This is a genomic window from Streptomyces sp. NPDC027672 (assembly GCF_055566335.1).
Map to the genome: position 1 here is coordinate 661,428 of NZ_JBVHSO010000001.1, position 25,025 is coordinate 686,452.

19 protein-coding genes are annotated in these 25,025 nt (G+C 74.9%); 6 read left to right on the top strand and 13 right to left on the bottom strand.

Annotation, left to right across the window (positions count from 1 at the left end):
* Positions 1-6: 6 nt before the first annotated feature.
* The gene (locus ACZ4SV_RS02960; protein WP_468000908.1) at positions 7-933 is read right to left on the bottom strand and encodes a LysR family transcriptional regulator; all 927 of its coding nucleotides are present in this window, start codon (positions 931-933) and stop codon (positions 7-9) included.
* 103 nt (positions 934-1,036) lie between these two features.
* Between ACZ4SV_RS02960 and ACZ4SV_RS02965 the strand changes: the two genes are divergently transcribed.
* A complete protein-coding gene (locus ACZ4SV_RS02965) occupies positions 1,037-2,437 on the top strand; it encodes an MFS transporter (protein WP_468000910.1) in 1,401 nt (466 codons plus the stop codon).
* Between the two features lie 218 nt (positions 2,438-2,655).
* On the opposite strand, the gene ACZ4SV_RS02970 is transcribed toward ACZ4SV_RS02965, so the two are convergent.
* The 4 genes from ACZ4SV_RS02970 to ACZ4SV_RS02985 form a co-directional block, all read right to left on the bottom strand.
* Positions 2,656-3,645 (bottom strand): malate dehydrogenase, encoded by a 990-nt coding sequence (locus ACZ4SV_RS02970; protein WP_397938168.1) that lies wholly within the window; start codon positions 3,643-3,645, stop codon positions 2,656-2,658.
* 423 nt (positions 3,646-4,068) lie between these two features.
* On the bottom strand, positions 4,069-5,358 hold the full coding sequence (locus tag ACZ4SV_RS02975) for a helix-turn-helix domain-containing protein (protein WP_468000913.1): 1,290 nt from the start codon (positions 5,356-5,358) through the stop codon (positions 4,069-4,071).
* Positions 5,359-5,552: 194 nt separating this feature from the next.
* Positions 5,553-6,026: a DUF3017 domain-containing protein gene (locus tag ACZ4SV_RS02980; protein WP_468000915.1), complete on the bottom strand. Its 474-nt coding sequence runs from the start codon at positions 6,024-6,026 to the stop codon at positions 5,553-5,555.
* Positions 6,016-6,870: a bifunctional methylenetetrahydrofolate dehydrogenase/methenyltetrahydrofolate cyclohydrolase gene (locus ACZ4SV_RS02985; RefSeq protein ID WP_365876117.1), complete on the bottom strand. Its 855-nt coding sequence runs from the start codon at positions 6,868-6,870 to the stop codon at positions 6,016-6,018. The genes ACZ4SV_RS02980 and ACZ4SV_RS02985 overlap by 11 nt, the downstream gene beginning before the upstream one ends.
* A 242-nt stretch (positions 6,871-7,112) precedes the next feature.
* On the opposite strand from ACZ4SV_RS02985, the gene ACZ4SV_RS02990 reads away from it, so the two are divergent.
* Complete coding sequence (locus ACZ4SV_RS02990; RefSeq protein WP_365876119.1) at positions 7,113-7,724, top strand: hypothetical protein; 612 nt, start codon at positions 7,113-7,115, stop codon at positions 7,722-7,724.
* A 74-nt stretch (positions 7,725-7,798) separates the two neighbouring features.
* On the opposite strand, the gene purH is transcribed toward ACZ4SV_RS02990, so the two are convergent.
* Both purH and purN read right to left on the bottom strand, forming a co-directional pair.
* Complete coding sequence (purH, locus tag ACZ4SV_RS02995; RefSeq protein ID WP_365884144.1) at positions 7,799-9,361, bottom strand: bifunctional phosphoribosylaminoimidazolecarboxamide formyltransferase/IMP cyclohydrolase; 1,563 nt, start codon at positions 9,359-9,361, stop codon at positions 7,799-7,801.
* A complete protein-coding gene (purN, locus tag ACZ4SV_RS03000; protein WP_365884142.1) occupies positions 9,358-9,996 on the bottom strand; it encodes a phosphoribosylglycinamide formyltransferase in 639 nt (212 codons plus the stop codon). Before purN ends, purH begins: the two co-directional genes overlap by 4 nt.
* A gap of 283 nt (positions 9,997-10,279) precedes the next feature.
* On the opposite strand from purN, the gene ACZ4SV_RS03005 reads away from it, so the two are divergent.
* Positions 10,280-11,377: a hypothetical protein gene (locus ACZ4SV_RS03005; RefSeq protein WP_468000919.1), complete on the top strand. Its 1,098-nt coding sequence runs from the start codon at positions 10,280-10,282 to the stop codon at positions 11,375-11,377.
* 6 nt (positions 11,378-11,383) lie between these two features.
* Here ACZ4SV_RS03005 and ACZ4SV_RS03010 read toward each other — a convergent pair whose 3' ends face one another.
* Positions 11,384-13,279: a cell division protein PerM gene (locus tag ACZ4SV_RS03010; RefSeq protein WP_468000921.1), complete on the bottom strand. Its 1,896-nt coding sequence runs from the start codon at positions 13,277-13,279 to the stop codon at positions 11,384-11,386.
* Positions 13,280-13,372: 93 nt separating this feature from the next.
* Between ACZ4SV_RS03010 and ACZ4SV_RS03015 the strand changes: the two genes are divergently transcribed.
* Positions 13,373-14,332, top strand: coding sequence for an RNA polymerase sigma factor (locus tag ACZ4SV_RS03015; protein ID WP_468000923.1), 960 nt, complete (start codon positions 13,373-13,375; stop codon positions 14,330-14,332).
* A gap of 116 nt (positions 14,333-14,448) precedes the next feature.
* On the opposite strand, the gene sucD is transcribed toward ACZ4SV_RS03015, so the two are convergent.
* The 5 genes from sucD to ACZ4SV_RS03040 all read right to left on the bottom strand — a co-directional run bounded on the left by sucD (position 14,449) and on the right by ACZ4SV_RS03040 (position 21,679).
* The gene (gene sucD / locus ACZ4SV_RS03020) at positions 14,449-15,333 is read right to left on the bottom strand and encodes a succinate--CoA ligase subunit alpha (RefSeq protein ID WP_161288794.1); all 885 of its coding nucleotides are present in this window, start codon (positions 15,331-15,333) and stop codon (positions 14,449-14,451) included.
* Between the two features lie 26 nt (positions 15,334-15,359).
* Positions 15,360-16,535 carry an ADP-forming succinate--CoA ligase subunit beta gene (gene sucC, locus ACZ4SV_RS03025; protein ID WP_365883080.1) on the bottom strand — a complete coding sequence of 392 codons (1,176 nt, stop codon included), beginning with the start codon at positions 16,533-16,535 and terminating at the stop codon, positions 15,360-15,362.
* A gap of 259 nt (positions 16,536-16,794) precedes the next feature.
* Positions 16,795-18,000 carry a VWA domain-containing protein gene (locus ACZ4SV_RS03030; RefSeq protein WP_468000926.1) on the bottom strand — a complete coding sequence of 402 codons (1,206 nt, stop codon included), beginning with the start codon at positions 17,998-18,000 and terminating at the stop codon, positions 16,795-16,797.
* Positions 17,997-20,552, bottom strand: coding sequence for a DUF5682 family protein (locus ACZ4SV_RS03035; RefSeq protein ID WP_468000928.1), 2,556 nt, complete (start codon positions 20,550-20,552; stop codon positions 17,997-17,999). Before ACZ4SV_RS03035 ends, ACZ4SV_RS03030 begins: the two co-directional genes overlap by 4 nt.
* Positions 20,549-21,679 (bottom strand): ATP-binding protein, encoded by a 1,131-nt coding sequence (locus tag ACZ4SV_RS03040; RefSeq protein WP_365883536.1) that lies wholly within the window; start codon positions 21,677-21,679, stop codon positions 20,549-20,551. The genes ACZ4SV_RS03035 and ACZ4SV_RS03040 overlap by 4 nt, the downstream gene beginning before the upstream one ends.
* 132 nt (positions 21,680-21,811) lie before the next feature.
* Here ACZ4SV_RS03040 and ACZ4SV_RS03045 point away from each other — a divergent pair, with 132 nt between their 5' ends.
* Complete coding sequence (locus ACZ4SV_RS03045) at positions 21,812-23,167, top strand: SWIM zinc finger family protein (RefSeq protein WP_468000930.1); 1,356 nt, start codon at positions 21,812-21,814, stop codon at positions 23,165-23,167.
* Between the two features lie 59 nt (positions 23,168-23,226).
* On the top strand, positions 23,227-24,942 hold the full coding sequence (locus ACZ4SV_RS03050) for a DUF5691 domain-containing protein (protein ID WP_468000932.1): 1,716 nt from the start codon (positions 23,227-23,229) through the stop codon (positions 24,940-24,942).
* Positions 24,943-25,025 lie beyond the last annotated feature (83 nt).

The following is a 25,025-nucleotide window of genomic DNA, read 5'->3' on the forward strand; positions in this document are numbered from 1 at the left end:
GCACCCTCACATGCGCGCGGAGCCCGCCGCTTCCTCCCCCAGCAGCTCGCGTACGCAGCGGCGCAGCCAGGCGTGGGCCGGGTCGGCGTCGTGCCGGGGATGCCAGGCGAGCCCGACCGTCATCGCGGGCAGCGGGAGCGGGATGTCGAAGACGACCAGCCCGAGGGCGTCGGCCAGCGGCCGGCTCCACCGGCTGATCAGCCCGATCAGGTCGGTCTCGCGCAGCACGAACAGCGAGGCCGGGTAGCTGCCGACGCTGCCCACCACCTCGCGTTCCAGGCCGAGTTGTCCGAGGGCGTCGTCGATCGGCCCGTGCTGCCGGCCGCGCCGGGAGACGCTCAGGTGGCCGGCCGTCCGGGCGAACCGCTCGGGGGTCAACTCCCCGCGCAGCAGCGGGTGTCCGGCCCGTACGACGCCCAGCATGCGGTCCTCGCGCACGGTCTCCACCCGCACCTCGGGCGCGGCCGAGTCGATCACGCCGATCTCCAGGTCGGCGGTGCCCTGACGCAGGAACGGGCCGTCCACGTGGCTCTCGGACAGGAAGCGCAGGCGGATGCCGGGCGCCTCGCGCGCGGCGCGGGCGAGGAGGGCCGCGCCGAGGGTGGCGGCCGTCGCGTCGTGACCGATGATCGTGAAGGTGCGGGTCACCGTGCGCAGGTCGGTGTCGCGGCCGGGCGCGAACAGGGCGCGGGCCCGCTCCACCACGGCGCTCACCTCGGCGCGTACGGCCAGCGCGTGCGGGGTCGGCACCATCCGGCGGCCGGCGCGGACCAGCACGGGGTCGCCGAGCGCCTTGCGGATCCGGCCGAGGGTGCGGCTCATCGCGGGCTCGGACAGGTGCAGCCGCCGGGCGGCGCCCCGCACGCTCTCCTCCTCCAGCAGCACGTCCAGCGCGAGCAGCAGATTCAGGTCCAGGCCCGTGGATTGCGTCATGTGCAGGTATCCCTTGCGAAGGTTGCACTGGAAGGCAGGTCGGTGGCGAGCCTACGGTGAGGGCACATCCCCCGCCACCACCCACCAGCTCCCGGGAGGAGCCGTGCCCGCGCACGCCCTGAACCGCCCCGTCCTGCTCACGCTGTGCGCCTGTGTCCTGGTCGCGCAGAGCATGGTCGCCGCCGTCAACCTGCTGCTGCCGCAGCTCGTGTCCTCCGGCCTGCACCCCTCGCACACCCAGTTGCTGTGGACGGTCGACGCCTATGTCATCGTCTTCGCCGGCCTGCTGATCCCGGCCGGCGCGCTCGGCGACCGCTACGGCCGCAAGGGCGCCCTGCTCGCCGGTCTGGCCCTGTTCGCCGGGGGCGCCGCGGCCGGCGCGCTGGCGTCCGGTCCGGCGGTGCTGATCGCGGGCCGGGCCCTGTCCGGCGCCGGGGCCGCGCTGATCACCCCGGCGACGATGTCGGTCCTGGTGCATCTGGCCGGGCCCGAGCGCCGCGCCCAGGCGATGGCGTCCTGGACGCTGGCCCTCGGTCTCGGCGGCCTGGCGGGCAACCTGGGCGGCGGTCTGGCCGGCCAGTTCCTGTCCTGGCGGGCGCTGTTCGCCGCGATGGTGCCGCTGGCCGCCGTCCTCGCCGCCGCCGTCGCGGTGACCGTCCCGCGCACCGCCCGCTCCGCGCACGGCGGCCCGGACCCGGCCGGCACCCTGCTGCTCACCGCCGGCCTGGTCGCGGTGCTGTCCGGCATCATCGAGGGCCCCGGCCGCGGCTGGTCCTCGGTGCGCGTCCTGGCCGCGTTCACGGCGGGCGCCCTGCTGCTGACCGCGTTCACCGTGCGCGCCCTGCGCTCGTCCGCCCCGCTGTTCGACCCGCGCGTCTTCCGCTCCGGCGCCCTGCGCGCGACCACGCTCGGCCTGGCGACGGGCTTCTTCGGCCTGTTCGCGCTGTTCTTCGTCAACGCGCGGTATCTGCAGGAGGTCAAGGGCTTCGGCCCGGCGGTGACGGGGGTGGCGATCGTGCCGCTGATCGTCGGCATGGCCCTGGTGCCGAAGTTCGCGGCGCGCTGGTCGGCGCGGCCGCGGCCGGTGATCGGCACCGGGCTGGGGCTCGTCGGCGCCGGTCTGCTGGCCGCGTCCACCGCGGACGCGCACACGCCCTACCCGCTGTACGCCTGCTGGCTGCTGGTCATCTCGGCGGGCGCCGGCCTGGCCATGCCGGCGCTCACGCTGGGCGTGGTGGTCTGCCTGCCGCCGCACCAGGCGGGCCTCGGCTCCGGTCTCGGCACCTCGGCCCGGGAGATCGGCGCCGCGCTCGGTGTCGCCGTCGCCGGCACCGCGCTGGCCGGGCACACCGGCTTCGCCAGAGGCATGGGACCGGCGCTGCGGGTGGTGGGGGTGACGGTGCTGGCGGCCACCGCCGTGGTCGTCGCGGGGTACCGGGACTCCGGTGCGCGTCCGGGCCGTCCGGCCGCGCGGGCCGCGGCGACGAGGGAACCGGTGGGCTGAACCGGCGCGCGGAGGGCGCCGGAAACGACGAGGTCCCCTCCCGCGTGCTGCGGGAGGGGACCTCGTGTGCGGAGCGCCGGGCAGGCCTTGCACCTGCATCTCCCCGCAGGAAGCGGGGCGTCTTTCCTTGGACCACCAACGCATCACCTGGTGCCGTTTCCGGCGGCCGGTGCGTGATCAACTATAGCGCACCGGCGCCGGTGTCACACCACGTCAGCTCAGATGAGGCCGAGACCGCGGACCGCCTCGCGCTCCTCCGCCAGCTCCTGGACGGAGGCGTCGATGCGGGCGCGGGAGAACTCGTTGATGTCCAGGCCCTGGACGATCTCGTACGTGCCGTCCTTGCAGACGACCGGGAAGGAGGAGATCAGGCCCTCCGGGACGCCGTAGGAGCCGTCCGACGGGATGCCCATGGACGTCCAGTCACCCTCGGCGGTGCCGTTGACCCAGGTGTGGACGTGGTCGATGGCGGCGTTCGCGGCGGAGGCGGCGGAGGACGCGCCACGGGCCTCGATGATCGCGGCACCGCGCTTGGCGACGGTCGGGATGAAGTCCTCGGCCAGCCACTTCTCGTCGTTCACGGCCTCGGCGGCGTTCTTGCCGGCCACGGTGGCGTGGAAGATGTCCGGGTACTGGGTGGCGGAGTGGTTGCCCCAGATGGTCAGCCGCTTGATGTCGGCGACCGTGGTGCCCGTCTTCTTCGCGAGCTGGGTGAGCGCGCGGTTGTGGTCCAGGCGGGTCATCGCGGTGAAGCGCTCGGCCGGGACGTCCGGCGCGGCGGCCTGCGCGATGAGCGCGTTGGTGTTGGCCGGGTTGCCGACGACGAGCACCTTGATGTCGTCCGCGGCGTGGTCGTTGATGGCCTTGCCCTGCGGCTTGAAGATGCCGCCGTTGGCCTCCAGCAGGTCACCGCGCTCCATGCCCTTGGTGCGCGGCCGGGCGCCTACCAGCAGGGCCACGTTGGCGCCGTCGAAGGCGACGTTCGGGTCGTCCGTGATGTCGATGCCCTGGAGCAGCGGGAAGGCGCAGTCGTCCAGCTCCATCGCGGTGCCCTCGGCGGCCTTGAGCGCCGGCGTGATCTCCAGGAGGCGGAGGCGGACCGGCACGTCCGCGCCGAGCAGCTGGCCGGAGGCGATGCGGAAGAGCAGGGCGTAACCGATCTGGCCGGCCGCGCCGGTGACGGTGACGTTCACGGGAGTGCGGGTCATGGCGTTCTCCGTATGACAGCTGGCGGTGGGGCGTCCCTGCCCCGGGCGGATGATCGATCTCTTGGCATCAAGAGAGATCCAGCGGTCAGGCTATCGCGCATCCGACAGGCCGGACGTCCGGGGCCGTGTGGCTCACCCCACAAGGGGATCACCCGGGCGTACCGGCCCGCCGGCGGCGGAAAAAGAGGGGGGCGGCCGTCCGGGTCAGGGAGAGGAGGGACCGGGGACGGCCGCCGTGGGGGCCGGGGTACCGGACTCCCGTGGGGGTACGGATCGTGTGCCCCGGATCGGCGGCGTTATGCGCGCGTACCGGAATCGGCTCTTCTTTTTTTCTCCCCGGCATCTGCCCCGGCGCCGCACCCCCGTCTCCCCGCCGCCGCGCGCCGCGCTCGCTCCCGTCTCCCCGCCGCCGCGGGCCGCCCGTCACTCCGTGCAGCCGGACTGGCCCGAGGCCAGCGTGGCGCACGCCCTGGCCTGCGCCGGGCTGCGTACGACGACCATCGGGGTGTACCCGATCGTGTCCCCCGCCGCGGTGATGTCGCCGGACTGCCGCTCCTTGCCCGCGGTGACCCGCACGGTGTCGCCCGGCGCCCCGCTGGTGATCCGGCCCCAGGCCGTGCCGCAGACCTTGCTGTAGCGGACCTCCAGGGTGGTGGTGCCCACGGTGGCGGTCTTGGCGGTGGTCACCAGGTCCCCGCTGCACCCCATGGCCTCGGCGTCCTGGCCGGCGCAGGCGGCCCCGGCGCACTTGACGCCGGGCGGCGGGCTGGTCCGGGCGGAGGCCGAGGGGGTGGGCCGTCCGGCGGCCTTCCCCTGGTCGTCGCCGCCCCGGTGGGTGAAGAAGACGACCCCGCCGATGAGGACGAGCACACCGACCAGGCCCGCGAGGAACATCGTCAACTGCTGCCGGCGCGCGGACCAGCGCTCCCCCGGCTCCGGGCGCTGCGGCGCGGGCCGGGCGGTCCCGGCTGCCGGGGTGCCCTGCGTCCGGACCGGGCGGGCCGGGGTGTGCGGGCCGGTGGACGGCGCGGCGAGGGCGGCGGACGGGGTGGCGGGGGTGGCGGCCGGGGTGGGCGCGGGGGTGTCCGGGCGGGCGGCGGGCCGGGGGACCGGGCGGGCGCTCGCCGTGGACGGGCCCCGGTAACCGGCCAGTCCCCAGGAGTTCTTGACGGGCGTGTCCGCCGACGGCTGGGCGGGGATGACCCCGGTCGCGGGCACGGCCGGCGGTGCTCCGGAGGCACCCGCGGTCCCCGGCGCGGCGCCGTCACCACCGCCGCCCTTCCCGGCCCGCCGGGCGGCTCCCGCGCCCTTGGTGACGAGCCGGGCCGCCCCGGTCCCCGTCTCCGTGCCGGCCGCCGGTTCCGCCGCCGTCGCCCCGTCCCCGAGCGCCGCCCGGGAGGCGGCGGCGCGCAGCGCGTCCCGGGTGCTGTCCTGCCGTACCTCCGCCCGGGTCCAGGCGCGTTCGGCCAGCTCCCACAGGGTGGTCAGCGGGCCGGGCGGGGCACCGGCGGCCTCGGCGAGCGCGATGACCGCGCCCTTGGGCGCCAGCAGCCGGCCGCTCAGGTACCGCTCCCAGGACGACGCGCCGTAGCCCGTCCGGCCGGCCAGTTCGGCGACGGACAGTCCGCTGCGGTCCACGAGTTGCCGGAGCCGGCCGGTGAACTCCTCGATCCGCGGGTCCAGATCGTCCGGCAAGGCGTTCCAACGAGGCATGGGTCTTCCCTCTTCCCCCGGTCGTGCTGTCGATCTCGCGCGGCTCCCCGGCCACCCAACGGGACCGCGCCGGCCCAAGGATCCCAGTTCCCGGGACCGGCCGCACCCGAGCCGGAGCCGCGCCGGGCGCCGGGCGGTACGGCGGTGGCCCGCGTCCCCGGAGGGAGGGCGGGCCACCGGTCGTGCGGGGTGCGCTACTTGTCGAGTGTGAAGTGCAGGATGTCCTTCAGGAACGGCAGTTTCAGCAGCGGGTCGGGCTGGATCATCAAGGCGAGCAGGACGATCACCAGGCCCAGGACGCCGTAGGTCACGATGTCCGTGAAGCGGGAGCGTACGGCGAGCATGCCGACGTCCGGCCGCAGCCAGCGCAGCACCGCGCCGGTCAGCAGCGCGGCGCCGACGATCAGCGTCCCCGGGCGGAACGCGTCCAGCGCGGTCACCAGCAGGCCGAGCGCCACCAGGCCGACCACGGTGAGCAGGGGCCACTGCCGGGCGGGCGCCGGGGCGTCGCCGGCCGCGGCCCGGCCGCCGCCCTCCGGCCGGGCGGTGTCCCTGGTGAAGAGCGGGAAGCGGCGGGTGACGCGGCGCGGACGCCCCTTGGCGTCCGGCGCGCTGACCGCGTCGCGGACGGTCGGCTCCGCCTGCCCGCGGGCGTCCTCAGCCGGCACTGCGCTCCGCCGCCTCGACCACGTTGACCAGCAGCTGCGCCCGGGTCATCGGGCCGACGCCGCCGGGGTTCGGGGAGATCCAGCCGGCCACCTCGGTCACGTCCGGATGGACGTCGCCGACGATCCGGCCCTCCGCGTTGCGGGAGACGCCGACGTCCAGCACGGCCGCGCCCGGCTTGACGTCCTCGGCGCGGATCAGGTGCGGCGAGCCGGCCGCCGCGACGATGATGTCGGCGCGCTTGAGGTGGGCGGAGAGGTCACGGGTGCCGGTGTGGCACTGGGTGACGGTGGCGTTCTCGCTGCGGCGGGTGAGCAGCAGCGGCATCGGACGGCCGATGGTGACACCGCGGCCGACGACCACCACCTCGGCGCCCTTGATCTCCACGCCGTGGCGGCGGAGCAGGGTGAGGATGCCGTTCGGGGTGCAGGGCAGCGGGGCGGGCTCGTTCAGGACCAGGCGGCCGAGGTTCATCGGGTGCAGGCCGTCGGCGTCCTTGGCCGGGTCCATCAGCTCCAGGATGCGGTTCTCGTCGATGCCCCTGGGCAGCGGCAGCTGGACGATGTAGCCGGTGCAGGCCGGGTCCTCGTTCAGCTCGCGGACGACCGCCTCGATCTCCTCCTGGGTGGCGGTGGCCGGCAACTCGCGCTGGATGGAGGCGATGCCCACCTGGGCGCAGTCGCGGTGCTTGCCGGCGACGTACTTCTGGCTGCCGGGGTCGTCCCCGACGAGGATCGTGCCGAGGCCGGGCGTGACGCCCTTCTCCTTCAGCGCCGCCACGCGGGCGGTCAGATCGGACTTGATCGCGGCTGCGGTGGCCTTGCCATCGAGAATCTGGGCGGTCATGTCCCCATCCTCGCGGATGACCCGGCCCCGGTTCCAATCCGGGTGTCACGGCTTGATCAGTGATGTTGCACTTGCACAACACCTGACGTATCCGGCTGGACAAGTAAGAGGCTGTTAAAGAACGATGAGCACACAGTGCCGCGGGCAGTACCGGGGGGACGGACCGCATCTGTAGAACTTCTCCTCCGAATGTGCCGCGCGTCGTCCCCGCACTTGAGCAACGCAGACGGAGGAACACCGCCATGAGCTTCGGCGACCCGAACAACCCGTACGGCCCGCCGCAGGGCCAGCAGCCGGGCTACCCGCCGCAGCAGCCGCAGGGCCAGCCCGGCTACGGCTATCCCGCCGCCCCGCAGGGCCAGCAGCCGGGCTACGGCTACCCGGCCGCGCCCCCGGTGCAGCAGCCGTACGGCTACGGCGTGCCGATGGAGATGCCGGGCCTGATCAAGACCGCGCGGGTGCTGCTGTTCATCCTGGCGGGCTTCCAGTACCTGGCCGGTCTGTTCCTCGGCATCGCCGCCGGCGCCACGCAGGACGTCTCCAACGGCATCGGCTCGGGTGACGACACGAGCACGGCCACCGGCGCGCTGATCGCGTTCGCGCTGCTGATGCTGGCGCTGGGCACCTTGTCCATCTTCCTCGGCGTGAAGTTCAAGAAGGGCGGCGGCGGCATCCGCGTCACGACGATCGTGTACGCGTCCCTGCTGCTGCTCGGCAGCCTGGTCAACATCGTGAACGGCGCCGGCGGTTCGGGGACCTTCGGCGGCGTCATCTCGCTGGCGTTCGGCGGCATCATCCTGGCGTCGATGGTCAACAGCTCGGCCTCGGCCTGGTTCAAGCGCCCGCGGTACTGATCCCGGCACACACACGCGTGGTCCCGCCCGTCGGACGACGGGCGGGACCACGCGTGTGTACGGACCGCTCGGGATCAGTGGAAGAAGTGGCGGGTGCCGGTGAAGTACATGGTCACGCCCGCCTCCTTGGCGGCCGCCACGACCTGCTCGTCCCGGATCGAGCCGCCCGGCTGGACGATCGCCCGGACCCCGGCGTCGATCAGGATCTGCGGTCCGTCGGGGAACGGGAAGAAGGCGTCGGAGGCCGCGTACGCGCCCCGGGCCCGCTCCTCGCCGGCCCGCTCGACGGCCAGCTTGCAGGAGTCGACGCGGTTGACCTGGCCCATGCCGACACCGACCGACGCGCCGTCCTTGGCGAGCAGGATCGCGTTGGACTTCACGGCACGGCACGCCTTCCAGGCGAAGGCCAGCTCCCGCAGCTCCGCCTCGGACAGCGCCTCACCGCTGGCCAGCGTCCAGCCGGCCGGGTCGTCGCCCTCGGCCTGGAGCCGGTCGGCGACCTGGAGCAGCGCGCCGCCGTCGACCGGCTTGACCTCGACGGTCTGGGCCGGGCCGGACGGGCAGCGCAGCACGCGGATGTTCTTCTTCTTGGTGAGGGCCTCCAGCGCGCCCTCCTCGTAGTCCGGGGCCACGATGACCTCGGTGAAGATCTCGGCGACCTGCTCGGCCAGCTCCTTGCTGACCGGCCGGTTCACGGCGATCACACCGCCGTACGCGGAGACCGGGTCGCAGGCGTGCGCCTTGCGGTGCGCCTCGGCGACGTCCGCGCCCACCGCGATGCCGCAGGGGTTGGCGTGCTTGATGATCGCGACGCAGGGCTCGGTGTGGTCGTACGCGGCACGGCGGGCGGCGTCCGTGTCCGTGTAGTTGTTGTACGACATCTCCTTGCCGTGCAGTTGCTCGGCCTCGGCGAGCCCGCCGGTGCCGTCGACGTACAGGGCGGCGTCCTGGTGCGGGTTCTCGCCGTAGCGCAGGGTGTTCTTGCGCTGGTAGGCGACGCCCACGAACTCCGGGAAGCCGGAGTCGTCGGCGGGCGCGTACGCCGAGGCGAACCAGGAGGAGACCGCGAGGTCGTACTCGGCCGTGTGCCGGAACGCCTCGGCGGCCAGCCGCTTGCGCGCGCCGAGGTCGAAGCCGCCGTCGCGCACCGCGGCGAGCACGTCGGCGTACCGCTCCGGGCTGGTGACCACGGCCACGGACGGGTGGTTCTTGGCGGCGGCGCGGACCATGGAGGGGCCGCCGATGTCGATCTGCTCCACGCACTCGTCGGGCGAGGCGCCGGAGGCGACGGTCTCCCGGAACGGGTAGAGGTTGACCACGACCAGGTCGAACGGCTCCACGCCCAGCTCGGCGAGCTGCGCGCGGTGGCTGTCCAGGCGCAGGTCGGCGAGGATGCCCGCGTGCACCTTCGGGTGCAGGGTCTTCACCCGGCCGTCCAGGCACTCGGGGAAGCCGGTCAGCTCCTCGACCTTGGTGACGGGGACGCCGGCGGCGGCGATCCGGCCTGCCGTGGAGCCGGTCGAGACCAGTTCCACACCGGCCTCGTGCAGCCCGCGGGCCAGCTCCTCCAGACCGGTCTTGTCGTAGACGCTGACGAGTGCGCGACGGATGGCCCGCTTGTTGCTCTCGGCGGTCACTGGATAACTACCTTTCGTCCCTCAATGCGATAGCCGTTGCGGGCGAGCCGCCCCACGACCTCGACGAGCAGCCTTCGCTCGACGTCCTTGATGCGCTCGTGCAGCGCGCTCTCGTCGTCCTCGTCCCGGACCTCGACCACGCCCTGAGCGATGATCGGCCCGGTGTCGACGCCGTCGTCGACGAAGTGGACGGTGCAGCCGGTGACCTTGGCGCCGTACGCGAGCGCGTCACGGACGCCGTGGGCGCCGGGAAAACTGGGCAGCAGGGCCGGGTGGGTGTTGACGAACCGGCCGCCGAACCGGGCCAGGAACTCCTTGCCCACGATCTTCATGAACCCGGCGGAGACCACGAGGTCGGGCGCGTGTGCGGCGACGGCCTCGGCGAGGGCCGCGTCCCACTCCTCACGGGTGCCGTGGTCCTTCACCTTGCACACGAAGGTGGTGATCCCGGCGCGCTCGGCCCGGGCCAGTCCCTCGATGCCCTCGCGGTCGGCGCCCACGGCCACGACCTCGGCGCCGTACGCCTCGGGGCCGGCGGCGGCGATCTCGTCCAGCAGCGCCTGCAGATTGGTGCCGGAGCCGGAGACCAGCACGACGAGGCGCTTGGCAGCCGGGCCGGCGGAGGTGGCGGCCACGATGGGGCCCTTTCTCGGGTGGCGATCCGTGGTGCGGCCGTTTGTACAGTCGTACAAATGCTTCGCGACCCCGGATACGGGGAAGTCTACGAAGCGGCCGGCCGTCAGCAACGATACCGGCACTCAGGACGGGCCCCTCGGGACGGGTGGCCGGCCGGAAGGTAGCGTTCGCGGGGAATCACGAAAGAGCAACCTCGGGAACGCGGTCGTCGTGCGGTGCGTTCACCGGGTGGAAAGCTCACGTCGGACTGCCGCAAGTCACCTAGGGGAAGACGCTCTTTTGATGCCCGATCGCAGCCTGCGACTCCTCACGTTCCCGCCGCGCCCGGCCCAGGGAGGCGAGCGTGGCGCCGCACTGCTGCGGGAGCGCCCCTCCTCCCCGCCGGCGGGAAGCCCACGGGGCGGCCCCGACGGCTCGGGGCAGGGCGGCTCCGGGCACGGGGACACGGGCCGGGACGGCTCGGGGCGGAACGGCTCCGGGCGGGGTGCGGGTGCGGCCGGGCCGGACGGGTCCGGGCGCGGTACCGGTGCGCCCGGGGCGGGCGGTTCCGGGCCGGGCGGTGAGCGCCAGGACGACAATCCGTTCGCGCCGCCGCCGGAGGGCACTCCGGACCAGCCGTGGCGGCCCCGCCATCCCGGCGGCCCGGCGGGTCCCGGGTACGGCGCGGGTCCCGGGTACGGGCCCTGGCAGGGCTCCGGTGGGGGCCAGGGGCAGGGACAGCAGGGTTCCGGTGCGGGGCAGGGTGGTCCCGGTGCCGGGCAGGGTCCGGGGCACGGCCCGGGTCAGGGACAGGGTCCCGGGGGTTATACGCCCTGGGGCAGTCAGTGGAGCGATCAGCAGCCCGGCCGCTCCCCCGGCGGCTTCGGCGAACGGCCGGGCGGCGGCCCGCAGGGTCCCGGCGGGCCCACCGGTCCGCCGGCCCGCTGGGACCCGGCCGACCCGGCCCAGCGCCGCGCGCGGTACGCCCTGCTCTCCGGCATGTGGTCCGTCTTCTTCGCCCTGTTCAGCTGGCCGTACGTAGCCCTGCTGCTGGGCGCCCTGGCCCTGTACTGGGGCAGCAGCGCGCTGCGCGCCAAGCCGCACCGCCCGGCCCCGGACGCACCGGCGGCTCCCGGAGCGGCCCCCGCGCCCCCGGCGGCCCCCGCACCTCAGGCGGCCCCCGCGCCCCCGGCCGGCCGGCCCCACACGACGGCGGCCGTCGGCGGCCTGGTCACGGCGTCCCTCGCGCTGGTCCTGGTGGCGTCGTCCTTCACCGTCCAGCTCGTCTACCGCGACTACTACACCTGCGTCAGCGACGCCCTCACCCACGAGGCCAAGCAGTCCTGCGACAGCCTGCTGCCGCACGAGCTGCGGGGCGTGCTGGGCGGCCAGGACGGCTGACGCCGCTCACTCGGAGGAGACCGGCCGGGAGTCCGGACCGGCGTCCATGGGCGGTCGGCCGGTGAACGGCCGGTCGGTGGCCGGTTGGTCCATGGCCGGTTGGCCTGTGAATGGCCGGTCGGGGGCCGGTTGGCCTGTGGGTGGCCGGTCCGTGGCCGGTTGGTCCGTGGGGGGCCAGGGGGCGGGGTCGGGAGCGGCCTGGGACTCGGTCTCCGTCAGGGGCGTCCAGCGGGCGGTGCGGGCGCCGTCGTCGTACCGGTCACCGGGCAGCGGCTCGGCGAACGATGTCGGGAACGGGTCTTCGGCCGGCACGAAATCGTAGAGGTCCGCCTCGGCGTCCCCGGTGCCGACCGGTGGCCGGGGCGCCGTCACCTTGTCCGCGCCTTCCGCCCTCCCCGCGTCCGCCGGCCCCGCCGACTTCGACTTCGCCGCAGCGGCCCGGTCCACCGTCTTGGCTCCCTTGGCCCCCTTGGCCGCCTTGGCCGCCTTGGCTCCCTTGGCCGCCTTGGCTCCCTTGGCCGTCGCTCCAGTCAGCGTCGTACTCCCCGCCCCCGCGCCCCGCTCCGCATGGCCGTCGGCATGCGCGGGCCGGCGCAGGTGCCACAGCCGGGCGAGCAGTGCCACCGGCAGCGCGCACACCGGGGTCCAGGCCCCGGCCGCCGCCCCGGCCCGCAGCCACAACGGGCCGAAGCGGGCCAGCGCGGCCACGCCCACGGGGCCGCCCGCGAACGCGGCGAGCAGGGCGACGGCCGCCGCGCAGACCACCGCCGTCAGCAGGACCACCCCGGCGGTTTGGCCGGCCGACCAGCGGGCCCGCGCCGCCGCTCCGGGCCTCGGCCGCCGTACCGCCGCCCGCGCCACGAACCAGCCCGCCACCATCCCGGCCACCGCCGGCACCGCTGCCGCCGCCCAGTTCTGCGGCGCACCGGCGCCCGGGTCCGGCACCGCGGCCAGCAGCGGGAACGGCGGCAGCAGCGGGGCCGGGTCGGAGGCGAACGGGGTGACCAGGTGTCCGGTGCCGAGGGCGAAGCCGGGACCGAGGGCGTAGGACGCGGCCCACACCGCGGCGTTGGGCACGAGCGCCACCGCGAGCAGCAGTACGGCGAACCGGCCCGTCCAGCCCTCCGCCAGTTGGAGGAAGGAGGCCCGTGCCGGCGCGCCGTGCCACACCAGCGACACCCCGGCCAGCAGGGCACCGCCGCCGAGCAGGACCGTCGTGGCGGCACCGGCGGCGCGTACCGCCGCGCCCAGCCGGGCCCGCTCGTCGGTGCCCAGCACCAGCCGCCGCACCCGGCCCGGCACCACCGCCAGCACGCGCGACAGCGGTTCGCGCGGGTGGCCGTACCCCGCCCAGACCCCGACGCCGGCCGCGCTCGCCGTCACGGCCGGCAGACACAGCGTCAGCCATCCCCAGTGCGGGCGCAGTTCGCCGCCGGAGCAGTACAGGCCCGCGGCGATGCCGACAGCCAGATAACCGAGGACCACGCCCGTCCACGCGGTGCGCGCCGGCACCGGGGGCGGGCCGTCCGGTTCGGCGGAGGCGTCGGTGGCGTCCCGCGCCGCCCGGTACACCAGCCACACCGGCAGGACGGGCAGCAGCAGCGGGGTGACGCCGACGGGCACGGGAGCGCCGGAGAGGGTGCCGGTGCGGACCAGTTCGACGCCGTGGGCCAGCAGCCACAGGCCGGCGGCGACGTGCAGCGCGCCGTCCGGTCCGCTGTCCGGGTACGGCGAACTGACCCACAGCACCATGACGAGCACCGCCAGCGCGCCGAGGCCCAGACCGGCGGCGACGGCACCGGCCAGCAGGCCGGCGGCGAGTCCGGGCGAGCGGTCGCGGAGCCGGGAGAGCGCGGGCGACGACAACGGGTGGCGGACGGTCGGCTGGATCACACCGGCCATGCTCCCAACGACACGCGCTTTCCCGGCGTAACAGGCGAACCCCCGATGTGTCGCCCAATATATGTTTATGTTCTTTTTCCCACGAAAGGGCGCATGGTGACGACGCAGACTCCTGCCGGCCCGCCGCCACCGCCGGGCAGACGCCGACGCGTGCGCCGGTCCCGGTCGCTGACGCCGGCTCAGACGGCGTCCGGGCAGGCGGGCCCGGACCCCGGAATCGAGGAACCGGAGCAACGGGACGGCGGCACCGGCGGCTCCCGGCACTTGACACCCGATCAGGCCTTCGACGCGCTCTACGCCTTCTGCGCCCCGGCCCTCGTACGCCAGGCCTATCTGCTCACCGGGCGCCGCGAGCTGGCCCGCGAGGCCGTGGAACGGGCCTTCCAGCTGGCCTGGCAGCGCTGGCCGGACGTGGCCCGGGACCGCGATCCGGCCGGCTGGGTGCGGGCGGTGGCCTACGACTGCGCGCTCTCCCCCTGGCACCGCTTCCGTCCGCGCCACCGCTCCCCGGAGCCCCCGCCCGCCGACGCCGCCGACCGGGAACTGCTGCACGCGCTGCTCGGACTGCCGCCGTCGTACCGGCGCACCCTGGTCCTGTACGACGGTGTGGGCCTGGGCCTGCCGGAGACGGCGGCGGAGACGGAGGCCAGCACACCGGCCGCCGCGAGACGGCTGACCCACGCCCGGGAGGCGGTGGCCGAGCGGCTGCCCGAGCTGGCCGATCCGGCCGCGCTCCACCGCCGGCTGCTGGAACTGGCCTCGGCCGAGCGGCTGAGCGCGCCCGGGGCGACGATCGTCCGGACCGGCTGCGAACGCCGGAACGTCTTCTGGACCCGGGCGGCCATCGCCTTCACGGTGACGATCGTCGGCGCGACGACGCTCACGCTGCGGACGGCGCCGACGCGGTACGAGGCGCCGGTGGCCCCGGCGCGGGCGGTCGAGGGCGTGCCGGCCCCGGCCGGGCTGGGGCCGCTGTCACGGGAGGAACAGGCGCTGCGGGCGAAGCTGCGGCGCACCGGCGGACCGGAGCGGGTGGCACCCCAGCCACGGTGACGGCCGGGCGGGTGACGCGCACCGGGTGGCGGTGCGCCACGGTGAGCGGCGGTCAGACGCCGGTAGGCCCGGCCCCGGGCGGGGGGACGGGCCTACCTGTCGTCGAGCCGGAACGCTCAGGCGCTCAGGATCTCCCGGGCCAGCTTCGCCGTCTCGGTCGGGGTCTTGCCGACCTTGACGCCGGCCGCCTCCAGGGCTTCCTTCTTGGCCTGTGCGGTGCCGGAGGAACCGGAGACGATGGCGCCGGCGTGACCCATGGTCTTGCCCTCGGGCGCGGTGAAGCCCGCGACGTAACCGACGACCGGCTTCGTCACGTTCTCCTTGATGAACGCGGCCGCGCGCTCCTCGGCGTCGCCGCCGATCTCACCGATCATCACGATCAGGTCGGTGTCGGGGTCGTCCTGGAACGCGGCCAGGGCGTCGATGTGCGTGGTGCCGATGATCGGGTCGCCACCGATGCCGACGGCGGTGGAGAAGCCGATGTCCCGCAGCTCGTACATCATCTGGTACGTCAGCGTGCCGGACTTCGACACCAGGCCGATGCGGCCCGGCTTGGTGATGTCGCCCGGGATGATGCCGACGTTCGACTGGCCCGGGGTGATGATGCCGGGGCAGTTCGGGCCGATGATGCGGGTCTTGTTGCCCTTCTTGCCGGCGTACGCCCAGAAGGAGGCCGAGTCGTGCACGGCGATGCCCTCGGTGATGACGACGGCCAGCGGGATCTCGGCGTCGATGGCCTCGACGACCGCGTCCTTGGTGAACTTCTCCGGCACGAAGATGACGGAGACGTTGGCGCCGGTCTTCTCGATGGCCTCCTTGACGGTGCCGAAGACGGGTACCTCGGTGCCGTCGAAGTCCACGGTCTGACCCGCCTTGCGCGGGTTCACGCCGCCCACGACGCTCGTGCCGTCACCGAGCATGAGCTTGGTGTGCTTCATGCCGGTGGCGCCGGTCATGCCCTGGACGATGACCTTGCTGTCCTTGTTGAGCCAGATAGCCATGGTGGTTTGAGTCCTCGTCCTCGTGCTTACTTGGCGGCGGCCAGCTCGGCGGCCTTGTCGGCCGCGCCGTCCATGGTGTCGACGCGCTGCACCAGCGGGTGGTTGGCGTCCGTGAGGATCTTCCGGCCCAGCTCGGCGTTGTTGCCGTCGAGGCGGACGACGAGCGGCTTCTCGACCTTCTCGCCGCGGTCCTCCAGCAGCTTCAGGGCCTGCACGATGCCGTTGGCGACCTCGTCGCAGGCGGTGATGCCGCCGAAGACGTTCACGAAGACGGACTTGACGTCCGGGTCGCCCAGGATGATCTCCAGGCCGTTCGCCATCACCTGGGCGGAGGCACCGCCGCCGATGTCCAGGAAGTTGGCGGGCTTGACGCCACCGTGCTTCTCACCGGCGTACGCGACGACGTCCAGGGTGCTCATCACGAGACCGGCGCCGTTGCCGATGATGCCGACCTCGCCGTCCAGCTTGACGTAGTTGAGGCCCTTCTCCTTGGCCGCGGCCTCGAGCGGGTTGGCCGCGGCCTTGTCGTGCAGCTCGGCCCACTCGTGCCGGAACTCGGCGTTGTCGTCGAGCGACACCTTGCCGTCGAGCGCGATGACGTCACCGGAGGCGACCTTCGCGAGCGGGTTGACCTCGACCAGGAGGGCGTCCGACTTGATGAAGGTGTCCCAGAGCCGGACCAGGACGTGGGCCACCTTGTCGGCGACCTCGGCCGGGAACTTGGCGGCCTCCACGATCTCGCGGGCCTTGGCCTCGTCCACACCGTCGATGGCGTCGATCGCGGTCTTGGCGACGGCCTCGGGGCGGGTGGCCGCCACCTCCTCGATCTCCATGCCGCCCTCGACGGAGGCGATGGAGAGGAAGGTGCGGTTGGCACGGTCGAGGAGGAAGGAGACGTAGTACTCCTCGACGATCTCCGGGGCCGTCTCGGCGATCATGACCTTGTGGACCGTGTGGCCCTTGATGTCCATGCCCAGGATGTCGGTCGCGCGGGCGACGGCCTCGTCCGGGCTGGCGGCCAGCTTCACGCCACCGGCCTTACCGCGGCCACCGACCTTCACCTGCGCCTTGACGACGGACTTGCCGCCGAGCCGCTCGGTGATCTCGCGCGCCGCCTCAGGCGTGTCGATGACTTCACCGGCCAGCACCGGTACATCGTGCTTGGCGAAGAGGTCCCTCGCCTGGTACTCGAACAGGTCCACGCGCTTCCGTCCCTATCAGTGATCTCGCGGTTCGTTGGATGCGTGGGCGTGCCGCGAAGGGCAACGTGACGTCCGCTTGTCACAAGGGAGGCGCACACGGTGTCCGAGCGCGCGGCATGTCCGTCTCGCAGGTTATCGCCGCTTGCGGGGCCTCCCTAAATCGAGGGTCACACCCGAGCGGTGATACCTGTCACATGATGCCGGTTTTCCTGGCACGCAGTGCCGCCCCTGTGCCGTCCGGCGGGTGACGGCCCGCGCGTCACGTCCGCTCCGGAAGCGGCAGCGGCCGTTTCTCCAGCGCCGCCGCCATCACCTCGGGGAACAGGTCGGGGGTGCAGGCGAAGGCCGGCGCGCCGAGCGCGGCGAGCGCCGCCGCGTGCTCGCGGTCGTATGCGGGCGCGCCCTCGTCCGACAGCGCGAGCAGCGCCACGAACTGCACCCCGGACGCCTTCATCGCCGCGACCCGCTTGAGCATCTCGTCACGGATGCCGCCCTCGTACAGGTCGCTGATCAGCACGACGACGGTCTCGGCGGGCCGGGTGATCTGCGCCTGGCAGTAGGCGAGCGCCCGGTTGATGTCCGTGCCGCCGCCGAGCTGGGTGCCGAAGAGCACGTCGACGGGGTCGTCGAGCTGGTCGGTGAGGTCGACGACCGCCGTGTCGAAGACGACCAGCCGGGTGCTGATCGACCGCATGGAGGCCAGGACCGCCCCGAACACCGACGCGTACACCACGGACGCCGCCATCGAACCGGACTGGTCGATGCAGAGCACGACCTCCTTCTTCACCGACCGCGCGGCCCGGCCGTAGCCGACGAGCCGCTCCGGTACGACCGTGCGGTACTCGGGGAGGTAGTGCTTGAGGTTGGCCGCGATGGTGCGGTTCCAGTCGATGTCGTGGTGGCGCGGGCGCTGGACGCGCGCGCTGCGGTCCAGGGCGCCGGTGAGGGTGGCGCGGGTGCGGGTGGCCACCCGTTTCTCCAGGTCCTCGACCACCTTGCGCACGACCGCGCGGGCCGTCTCCCGGGTCGTCTCCGGCATCGCCTTGTGCAGCGACAGCAGCGTGCCGACCAGGTGCACGTCGGCCTCCACCGCCTCCAGCATCTCGGGCTCCAGCAGCAGCGAGGCCAGGCCCAGCCGGTCGATCGCGTCGCGCTGCATGACCTGGACCACGGAGGACGGGAAGTACCGGCGGATGTCGCCGAGCCAGCGGGCGACGGACGGCGCCGAGGCACCGAGGCCCGCCGACCGGTCCCGGCCCTGCCGCGGCGCGTCGCCGCGGCCGTACAGCGCGGCCAGGGTGCCGTCCATCGCCGCGTCCCGGCCGGACAGCGTGTATCCGGTGCCGTCGGCCTGGTCGCCGCCGAGCACCAGCCGCCACCGGCGCAGCCGCTCCCGCGCCGGGTCGGTCTCCGGCGCCGCCGCCCGCTCGGCCGTCGTGTGTGTCGCGTGTGTCCCGTGCGTCATGTGCCCACCCCCGCGAGGCTGTCGTGTTCCGTCCTGCCCTGAGCCGTGCCGTCCCGGGGCGTGCCGTCCCGAGGTGTGCCGTCCCCGGGCGTGCCGTACGCCGTGCCGTCGTCCTCCGCCAGGCCGAGCAGCAGGCGCAGCACCGGCAGGACGGCGTCGGCGCGCCGGGTGTCCGGTTCGGCGGCGAAGCCGGGGACCGCCGCCGTCCGGGCGGCGGCTGCGCCCGGGCGGTCGCCCGGTCCCCGCCGCACCAGTTCGCCGAGGGTTCTGCGGACGCCCGGCTCGTACGCCGTGAAGGTGCGCCGCAGCAGCGGCAGCACGTCCGTGAAGGCGTCCGCCGGCACCCCGGTCAGCCAGGTGTCCAGCAGGCCGAGCAGCCGCTCGTCGTGCACCAGCAGCAGTCCGCCCCCGCCGCCGGCGAAGCCCTCGACCCAGGCGGCGGCAGCGGCGGGCGGCGTGCCCGGCGACAGCGCGAGCCCCATCAGCCGGGCCGCCTCCTCGGGCCGCAGCGCGCCGTCGTCCAGCAACAGCCGCACGGCCCGCCCCCGGATGACACCGGGCGCGGTGTCCCGCAGCGACAGCACCCGCAGCACGCCCCGCCAGCGCTCCCGCAGCCCGCCATCACGGCCCTCACTCCGGAGCGCGTCACCTGTGCCGTGGTCCCGGCTACCGTCCCGTCCCACACTTGAGCGGCCGGCCGGCTCCCCGGCTGGTGCGCGGTCGTCCCGCTCCCCTTCCGGAGCGCGGTCGTCCGCGTCGTCCGTGACCGTCGCGGTCAGGCTCTCCGTCAGCAGTCCGACCGCCGTGTGCACGGCGTCCACATGGCCGCGCATCTCCTCCGCCGCGTCCGCGTCGAGGGCGGCACAGGCCGGGGGCAGGCCGACGAAGACCCGCTCGGCGAGGCCCGCGGCGACCTCGGCCAGCGCGCCGGTGTCGGTGCCGCGCACATCGCCGTAGCGCAGCGAGCGGACCAGGGCGGGCAGGGCCTGGGCGAGGTGGCCGACGTCCGTGTCGAGGGCGGCGCGGTCGGCGAGCACCCGCATGACCACGGGCAGCGCGTCCGGCAGGCCGGCCAGCAGGCACTGCTCGGCGAGCGCGGTGACGTCGGCCAGGGCGCGCGCGGCCGTCGCGTCGGCCTCGGCCTTGGCCTGCGCCGCCGCCTGTACGGTCGTCCCCCACACGCCCGCCTCGGCGACCCGCACCGACAGCTCGGGCTCCCAGCGCAGCCGCCAGGTCTCCCGGAAGGTGCCCGTGCCGCTCCGGGACCGGGCGGGCTCGCCCCAGCCGACGCCGAGCAGCCGCAGCCGGTGCAGCAGCCTGCTGCGGCCGGCGTCGGTGCCGCCGCGCAGGTCCAGCTCCAGCTCGCGCTCCAGGGCTTCGGGCTTGAGCCGCAGGGCGCGCTGCTGCCGGGCCAGGTCGCGCTGCAACGGCACCGCGGGCGCCGACTCCGGCACCTCGCCCAGGACGTCCCCGACGACCAGCCGGTCGTGCACCAGCGCCAGCGGCACGTCCGAGCCCTCGCACAGCACCGCGCGCACCGCGTCGGTGGTCTCGCCCAGGCCGGGCAGCGGGCGGCCGCGCAGTGCCGCCAGCGTCTCCGCGAGCCGCACGGCCTCGATGACGTGCGCGGAGGAGACGATCCGGTCCTCCTCGCGCAGCAGCCCGGCCACCTTGGTCAGCCAGCGCTCGACGGGCCGGTCGGGGGCGTGGAACAGATGCGCGTACCAGCCGGGCGCGTCGATGCCCGCGCCGTATCCGCCGGACCGGGCCAGTCTGCGGTGCGTCCACGGCACCCAGGTCAGATCGGTCTTGATTCTGGGCAGGCCCTTGAGCAGGGCCCGGTCGGCGGTGACGGTGGTCTTCTCGCGCAGCGCCGGCACATGCCAGGCCCCGCACACCACGGCCACGGCGTCCCCGTGCTCCTTGCGCGCGTCCCGCAGCCGCAGCCGCATGTGCGCCTCGCGGACGAGGTCCCTGGTCCGGCCGCCCGCGCCGTACCGTTCGCGCAGCGCGCCCATGGCCTCCGCCACGGCCGTGAACGGCGCGAAGGGGTCGCGCGCGCCCGGACCCCGGTGTTCGACGACGTCCTCCCACCAGCGCTCGGGGTCGTCGTATCCGGCCGTCTGTGCGAGCACCGCGAGGGGATCGACCCGGACCTCCTCCGCGTCGCCGGGGCCGGACCCGTCCGGTTCCGGCTCCTCCCACGCGAGCGTGTGCGCGGCGGGCAGGTCGATGAAGCGGGCCGGGACGCCGTGCTCCAGGGCCCACCGGATGGCCACCCACTCGGGGCTGAACCCGGCGAACGGCCAGAAGGCCGAGCGGCCGGGCTCGTCCACGGCGTGCGCGAGCAGGGCGACCGGGGGCCGCAGATCCGGGTCGGCGGCCAGCGGGATCAGCGCGTCGGCCTCGGGCGGGCCCTCGACGAGGACGGCGGCGGGCCGGGCGGCGTCCAGCGCGGCCCGCACCGCCCGCGCGGAGCCGGGCCCGTGGTGCCGCACGCCGAGCAGCAGCGGCCCGGTGCCGTACGCCGTGCTCCCGGGCGCGCCGGTCATGCGCTGACCTCCCGGCAGGCGCGGTAGAAGTCCGTCCAGCCCGCGCGCTCGCGGACGACCGTCTCCAGGTACTCCTGCCAGACGACCCGGTCGGCCGCCGGGTCGCGGACGACGGCCCCGAGGATGCCGGCGGCGACATCGCCCGGCCGCAGCACGCCGTCGCCGAAGTGGGCGGCGAGCGCCAGGCCGTTGGTGACGACGGAGATGGCCTCCGCCGTGGACAGGGTGCCGCTGGGCGACTTCACCTTCGTCCGCCCGTCCGTGGTGACGCCGTCGCGCAGCTCGCGGAAGACGGTGACGACCCGGCGGATCTCCTCGATGCCGTCGGGCGCGGCCGGCAGGTCCAGGGAGCGGCCGAGCTGCTCCACCCGGCGGGTGACGATGGAGACCTCGGCGTCGGCGCTCTCCGGCAGCGGCAGCACCACCGTGTTGAAGCGGCGGCGCAGCGCGCTGGAGAGGTCGTTGACCCCGCGGTCGCGGTCGTTGGCGGTGGCGATGAGGTTGAAGCCGCGGACCGCCTGCACCTCCTCGCCCAGCTCGGGGATGGGCAGCGTCTTCTCGGACAGGATCGTGATCAGCGTGTCCTGCACGTCGGCCGGGATACGGGTCAGCTCCTCCACGCGGGCCGTCATGCCCTCGGCCATGGCCCGCATGACGGGGCTGGGCACGAGGGCGTCGCGGCTCGGCCCGTGGGCGAGGAGCCGCGCGTAGTTCCAGCCGTAGCGGATCGCCTCCTCCGGGGTGCCGGCCGTGCCCTGCACCAGCAGCGTCGAGTCTCCGCTGACGGCGGCGGCCAGGTGCTCCGACACCCAGGTCTTGGCGGTGCCGGGCACACCGAGCAGGAGCAGGGCGCGGTCGGTGGCGAGGGTGGTGACGGCCACCTCGACGATCCGGCGCGGCCCCACGTACTTGGGGGTGATCACCGTGCCGTCCGGCAGGGTGCCGCCCAGCAGGTACGTCGCCACCGCCCACGGCGACAGCTTCCAGCGGGCCGGGCGCGGCCGGTCGTCCTGCGCGGCGAGCGCGGCGAGTTCGGCCGCGAAGGCGTGCTCGGCGTGCGGACGCAACACCTGCGCGCTCGCGCCGCGGTCGGTCTCGGCGGTCGTCGGTTCCACGGACACAGTCATGGCTGAGGCCCCCTCCAGCTCGGCCGGTTCGGATCTGCCACCAACCGTGCACCACGCCACTGACAATCGCTCTGACCTGCACAAATGCGCTCACCGGACCGATTGTCAGTGGCGGGACCTACCGTCGGTGACATGACTGAGCAGGGGGTGCGGTGGACCGCGGAACAGGTGCTCGCGCTGGCGCCTGACGCCGCGTCACGCAAGGCGGGGAGCAGACTCGGCGCGGCCGGACCGTGGTCCGGGACCGGGAGCGGAGAGGGGGCGGTGTGGGGGCTGTGCAAGGGCAGCGGCAGCAGGCCGTACCAGACGGTGGTGGACCTGGCCGACGCGGCCGGGCCGGCGTACAAGTGCAGTTGTCCCAGCCGTAAGTTCCCGTGCAAGCACGCGCTCGGACTGCTGCTGCTGTGGGCGGGTGACGAGGGCGCGGTGCCGGCGGGCGCGCGTCCGCCGGACTGGGCCGGGCAGTGGCTCGCGGGCCGGCGCGGCCGGGCCGAGGCCAAGAAGACGCAGGCCGAGGCGGCTTCGGCGGCCGGCCCCGCCGATCCGGAGGCGGCCCGGCGGCGGGCCGAGCGCCGGGCCGAACGGGTCACGGCGGGCGCGACCGAGCTGGAGCAGCGCCTCGCGGACCTGCTGCGCGGCGGCCTGGCCGCGGCCGAACAGGCGGGGTACGGCCTGTGGGACGAGACGGCGGCCCGCATGGTCGACGCCCAGGCGCCGGGGCTGGCCGCGCGCGTCCGGGAGCTGGGCGCGATCCCGGCGTCCGGCGCGGGCTGGCCTGCCCGGCTGCTGGAGGAGTGCGCGCTGCTGCACCTGCTCGACCAGGGCTGGCTGCGCCGTGACCGGCTCCCGGACGGCCTGGCGGCCACGGTCCGCCACCGGCTCGGCCTGCCCGTCGCACCGGACGGCCCGCCGGTGCGCGACCACTGGCTGGTCCTCGCGCAGTACGACGTGACGGACCCGAAACTGACGACGCGCCGGATATGGCTGCACGGCGCCGGGTCGGGCACGACCAGGCTGCTGCTGTCCTACGGCCCGGCGGGCCGCGCACCGGAGCTGTCGCTGCCGGTCGGCCTGGCCCTGGAGGCGGAGCTGTCCGGGTATCCGGGCGCGGGGCAGTCCCGGGCCGCCCTGGGCGAGCGGTTCGCCCCGCCGGCCCGGGCCGCGTTCCGCCCGCCGGGCACGAGCACCACCGAGGCGGCGGCCCGGTACGGCGAGGCGCTGCGCGACGACCCGTGGCTGGAGTCGGTCCCGGTGACCTTGGAGCGGGTGATACCGGTCCCGGACGGCGACCGGTGGCAACTGGCCGACGCCGGCACGGACACGGCCCTGCCGCTGACCCGGGCCGCCCGCACCCGGCCCGGCCTGTGGCGGCTGGTCGCGCTGTCCGGCGGCGCCCCCGTCACCGTCTTCGGGGAGTGCGGCCACCGCGGCTTCACCCCGCTCACGGCCTGGCCGGACGCAACCGGCGAGGCGGTGCCGCTGTGCTGACCGGCCGCACCCCCGCACACGCGCGGGCAGGTGAAGGGAAGGGAAAGGAAGGGAACGCGATGAACGGTTCACCGGCCGACGGCGGCACGGCGCCGCCGGACAGCACCTGGGAAGAGCTGGTCACCACCGCGCTCCTGGGCACCGACCGGCGCGCCCCGGCGCACACCCCGCCGGGCCGCACGGCCCCGGCCGCGCTGCTCGACGCGGCGGCCGTGGCGACCGTACGGCGGCGGGCCGGGCTGCGGCCCGCGCCGGCGGCGGCCCGGCTCGCGCACGCTCCCGCCGATCCCCGCCCGCCGCTGCCCGCACCGGCGGCGCACCGGCTCACCACCCTGCTGGCCGACCGGTCCGGCGGCGCGGGCGGCGGCCGGCGCGGCAGCTCACCGGACCTCATGGAGCTGCTGCCGCAGTGGCTCGCGGCGGCCAACGCGCACGGGTACGCGGCGCCTCCGCAAGCGCTGCCCGCGCTGCTGGACGCGGCCCGTGGCCGCACCGACCTGCGCCCGGCCGCGCTGGCGTTCGCGGGCCCGCGCGCGCTGTGGCTGGCCCGGCTGAACCCGGAGTGGCGGTTCGCGCTGCGCGCGGCTCCCGGCGGCGGCGCGACGCTGCCCGACACCGAGGACGCCGATGCGGTGCACCGGCTGTGGCAGGAGGGGCTGTTCGCCGAGCGGGCGGCGCTGCTCGGCGCGTTGCGGGCGCGGACGCCCGCGCCGGGGCGCGAGCTGCTGGCGTCGACGTGGGCGACGGAGCGGGCGGAGGACCGGCTGATGTTCCTCGACTCGCTGCGCACCGGCCTGTCGGCCGCGGACGAGCCGTTCCTCGAACAGGCGCTGGGTGACCGCAGCCGCAACGTCCGGGCGACGGCGGCGGAGCTGCTGTCGGCGCTGCCCGGCTCGGCGCTGGCCGCGCGGATGGCCGTACGGGCCACGGCGTGCGTGGCCCTGGACCGTACCGGGAACGCACCGGCGATCGTGGTGGAGCCGCCGCTCGAATGCGACGCGGACATGGAGCGGGACGGCGTGGTGGCCACACCACCGGCGGGCCGGGGCGAACGGTCCTGGTGGCTGGGCCAGTTGGTGGAGGCGACGCCACTCGGCACCTGGCCGGAGCGGCTCGGCGGGCGCGGGCCCGAGGAGATCGTAGCGCTGCCGGTGGCGGACGGCTGGCAGGGCGAACTGCACGCGGCCTGGTGCCGGGCGGCGGTCCGGCAGCGGGACGCCGCGTGGTCGCGGGCGCTGCTCGGCTCGCCGTCGGCACCGGAGGCCGGCGGCCCGGGCGCGGTGTCCCTGGCCGAGCGGGCGAAGCTGCTGGCCGCGCTGGAGCCGGAGGAACGGGCCGTGTGGGTGGCCGGGTTCATCGCCACGCACGGTCTGTCGGAGGCGTTCCAGCTCCTCGGGGGATGCGCGGTGCCCTGGGCCGCGCCGCTGGGCCACGCTGTGGTGGACGCGCTCAACATCGCCCGGGATGCCGGAAGTTACCCGTGGAGCTTCAGCGGTGTGATGGGGCTGGCCGAACGCTGCCTGGACCCGGCGGAGGCCGTGCGGCTGGAGGCGCTGCTGGCGATACCCGACGAACCGGAGGACGCGGCGCCGGGTGCCGGCGGGTACTGGGCGGAGGCGTTCCAGCGGCTGGTCACCACCCTGCGGCTGCGGGCGACGATGGCACGCGAACTGACACCGCCCGCCTCTCCCGCCGCGTCATCCGCGACGACGCCCGCCCCTACCGCTGACGAGCCGGTGGCGGGGAGCGCAGGGGGGCCGACACCGGGGCGGTGAGCCCGGGGCGGTGAGCCGCCGCAGACGGAAGCCTGAGCCGAGGCAGGAAGGAGTCCAGCCACCACTGACGAGCGCCCTGTCCC

Coding starts and splice junctions, on each gene's coding strand:
- ACZ4SV_RS02960 (WP_468000908.1), bottom strand. CDS start 933: ATGACGCAATCCACGGGCCTGGACCTGAATCTGCTGCTCGCGCTGGAC.
- ACZ4SV_RS02970 (WP_397938168.1), bottom strand. CDS start 3,645: ATGACCCGCACTCCCGTGAACGTCACCGTCACCGGCGCGGCCGGCCAG.
- ACZ4SV_RS02975 (WP_468000913.1), bottom strand. CDS start 5,358: ATGCCTCGTTGGAACGCCTTGCCGGACGATCTGGACCCGCGGATCGAG.
- ACZ4SV_RS02985 (WP_365876117.1), bottom strand. CDS start 6,870: ATGACCGCCCAGATTCTCGATGGCAAGGCCACCGCAGCCGCGATCAAG.
- ACZ4SV_RS02990 (WP_365876119.1), top strand. CDS start 7,113: ATGAGCTTCGGCGACCCGAACAACCCGTACGGCCCGCCGCAGGGCCAG.
- ACZ4SV_RS03005 (WP_468000919.1), top strand. CDS start 10,280: ATGCCCGATCGCAGCCTGCGACTCCTCACGTTCCCGCCGCGCCCGGCC.
- ACZ4SV_RS03010 (WP_468000921.1), bottom strand. CDS start 13,279: ATGGCCGGTGTGATCCAGCCGACCGTCCGCCACCCGTTGTCGTCGCCC.
- ACZ4SV_RS03015 (WP_468000923.1), top strand. CDS start 13,373: ATGGTGACGACGCAGACTCCTGCCGGCCCGCCGCCACCGCCGGGCAGA.
- sucD (WP_161288794.1), bottom strand. CDS start 15,333: ATGGCTATCTGGCTCAACAAGGACAGCAAGGTCATCGTCCAGGGCATG.
- ACZ4SV_RS03030 (WP_468000926.1), bottom strand. CDS start 18,000: ATGACGCACGGGACACACGCGACACACACGACGGCCGAGCGGGCGGCG.
- ACZ4SV_RS03035 (WP_468000928.1), bottom strand. CDS start 20,552: ATGACCGGCGCGCCCGGGAGCACGGCGTACGGCACCGGGCCGCTGCTG.
- ACZ4SV_RS03040 (WP_365883536.1), bottom strand. CDS start 21,679: ATGACTGTGTCCGTGGAACCGACGACCGCCGAGACCGACCGCGGCGCG.
- ACZ4SV_RS03045 (WP_468000930.1), top strand. CDS start 21,812: ATGACTGAGCAGGGGGTGCGGTGGACCGCGGAACAGGTGCTCGCGCTG.
- ACZ4SV_RS03050 (WP_468000932.1), top strand. CDS start 23,227: ATGAACGGTTCACCGGCCGACGGCGGCACGGCGCCGCCGGACAGCACC.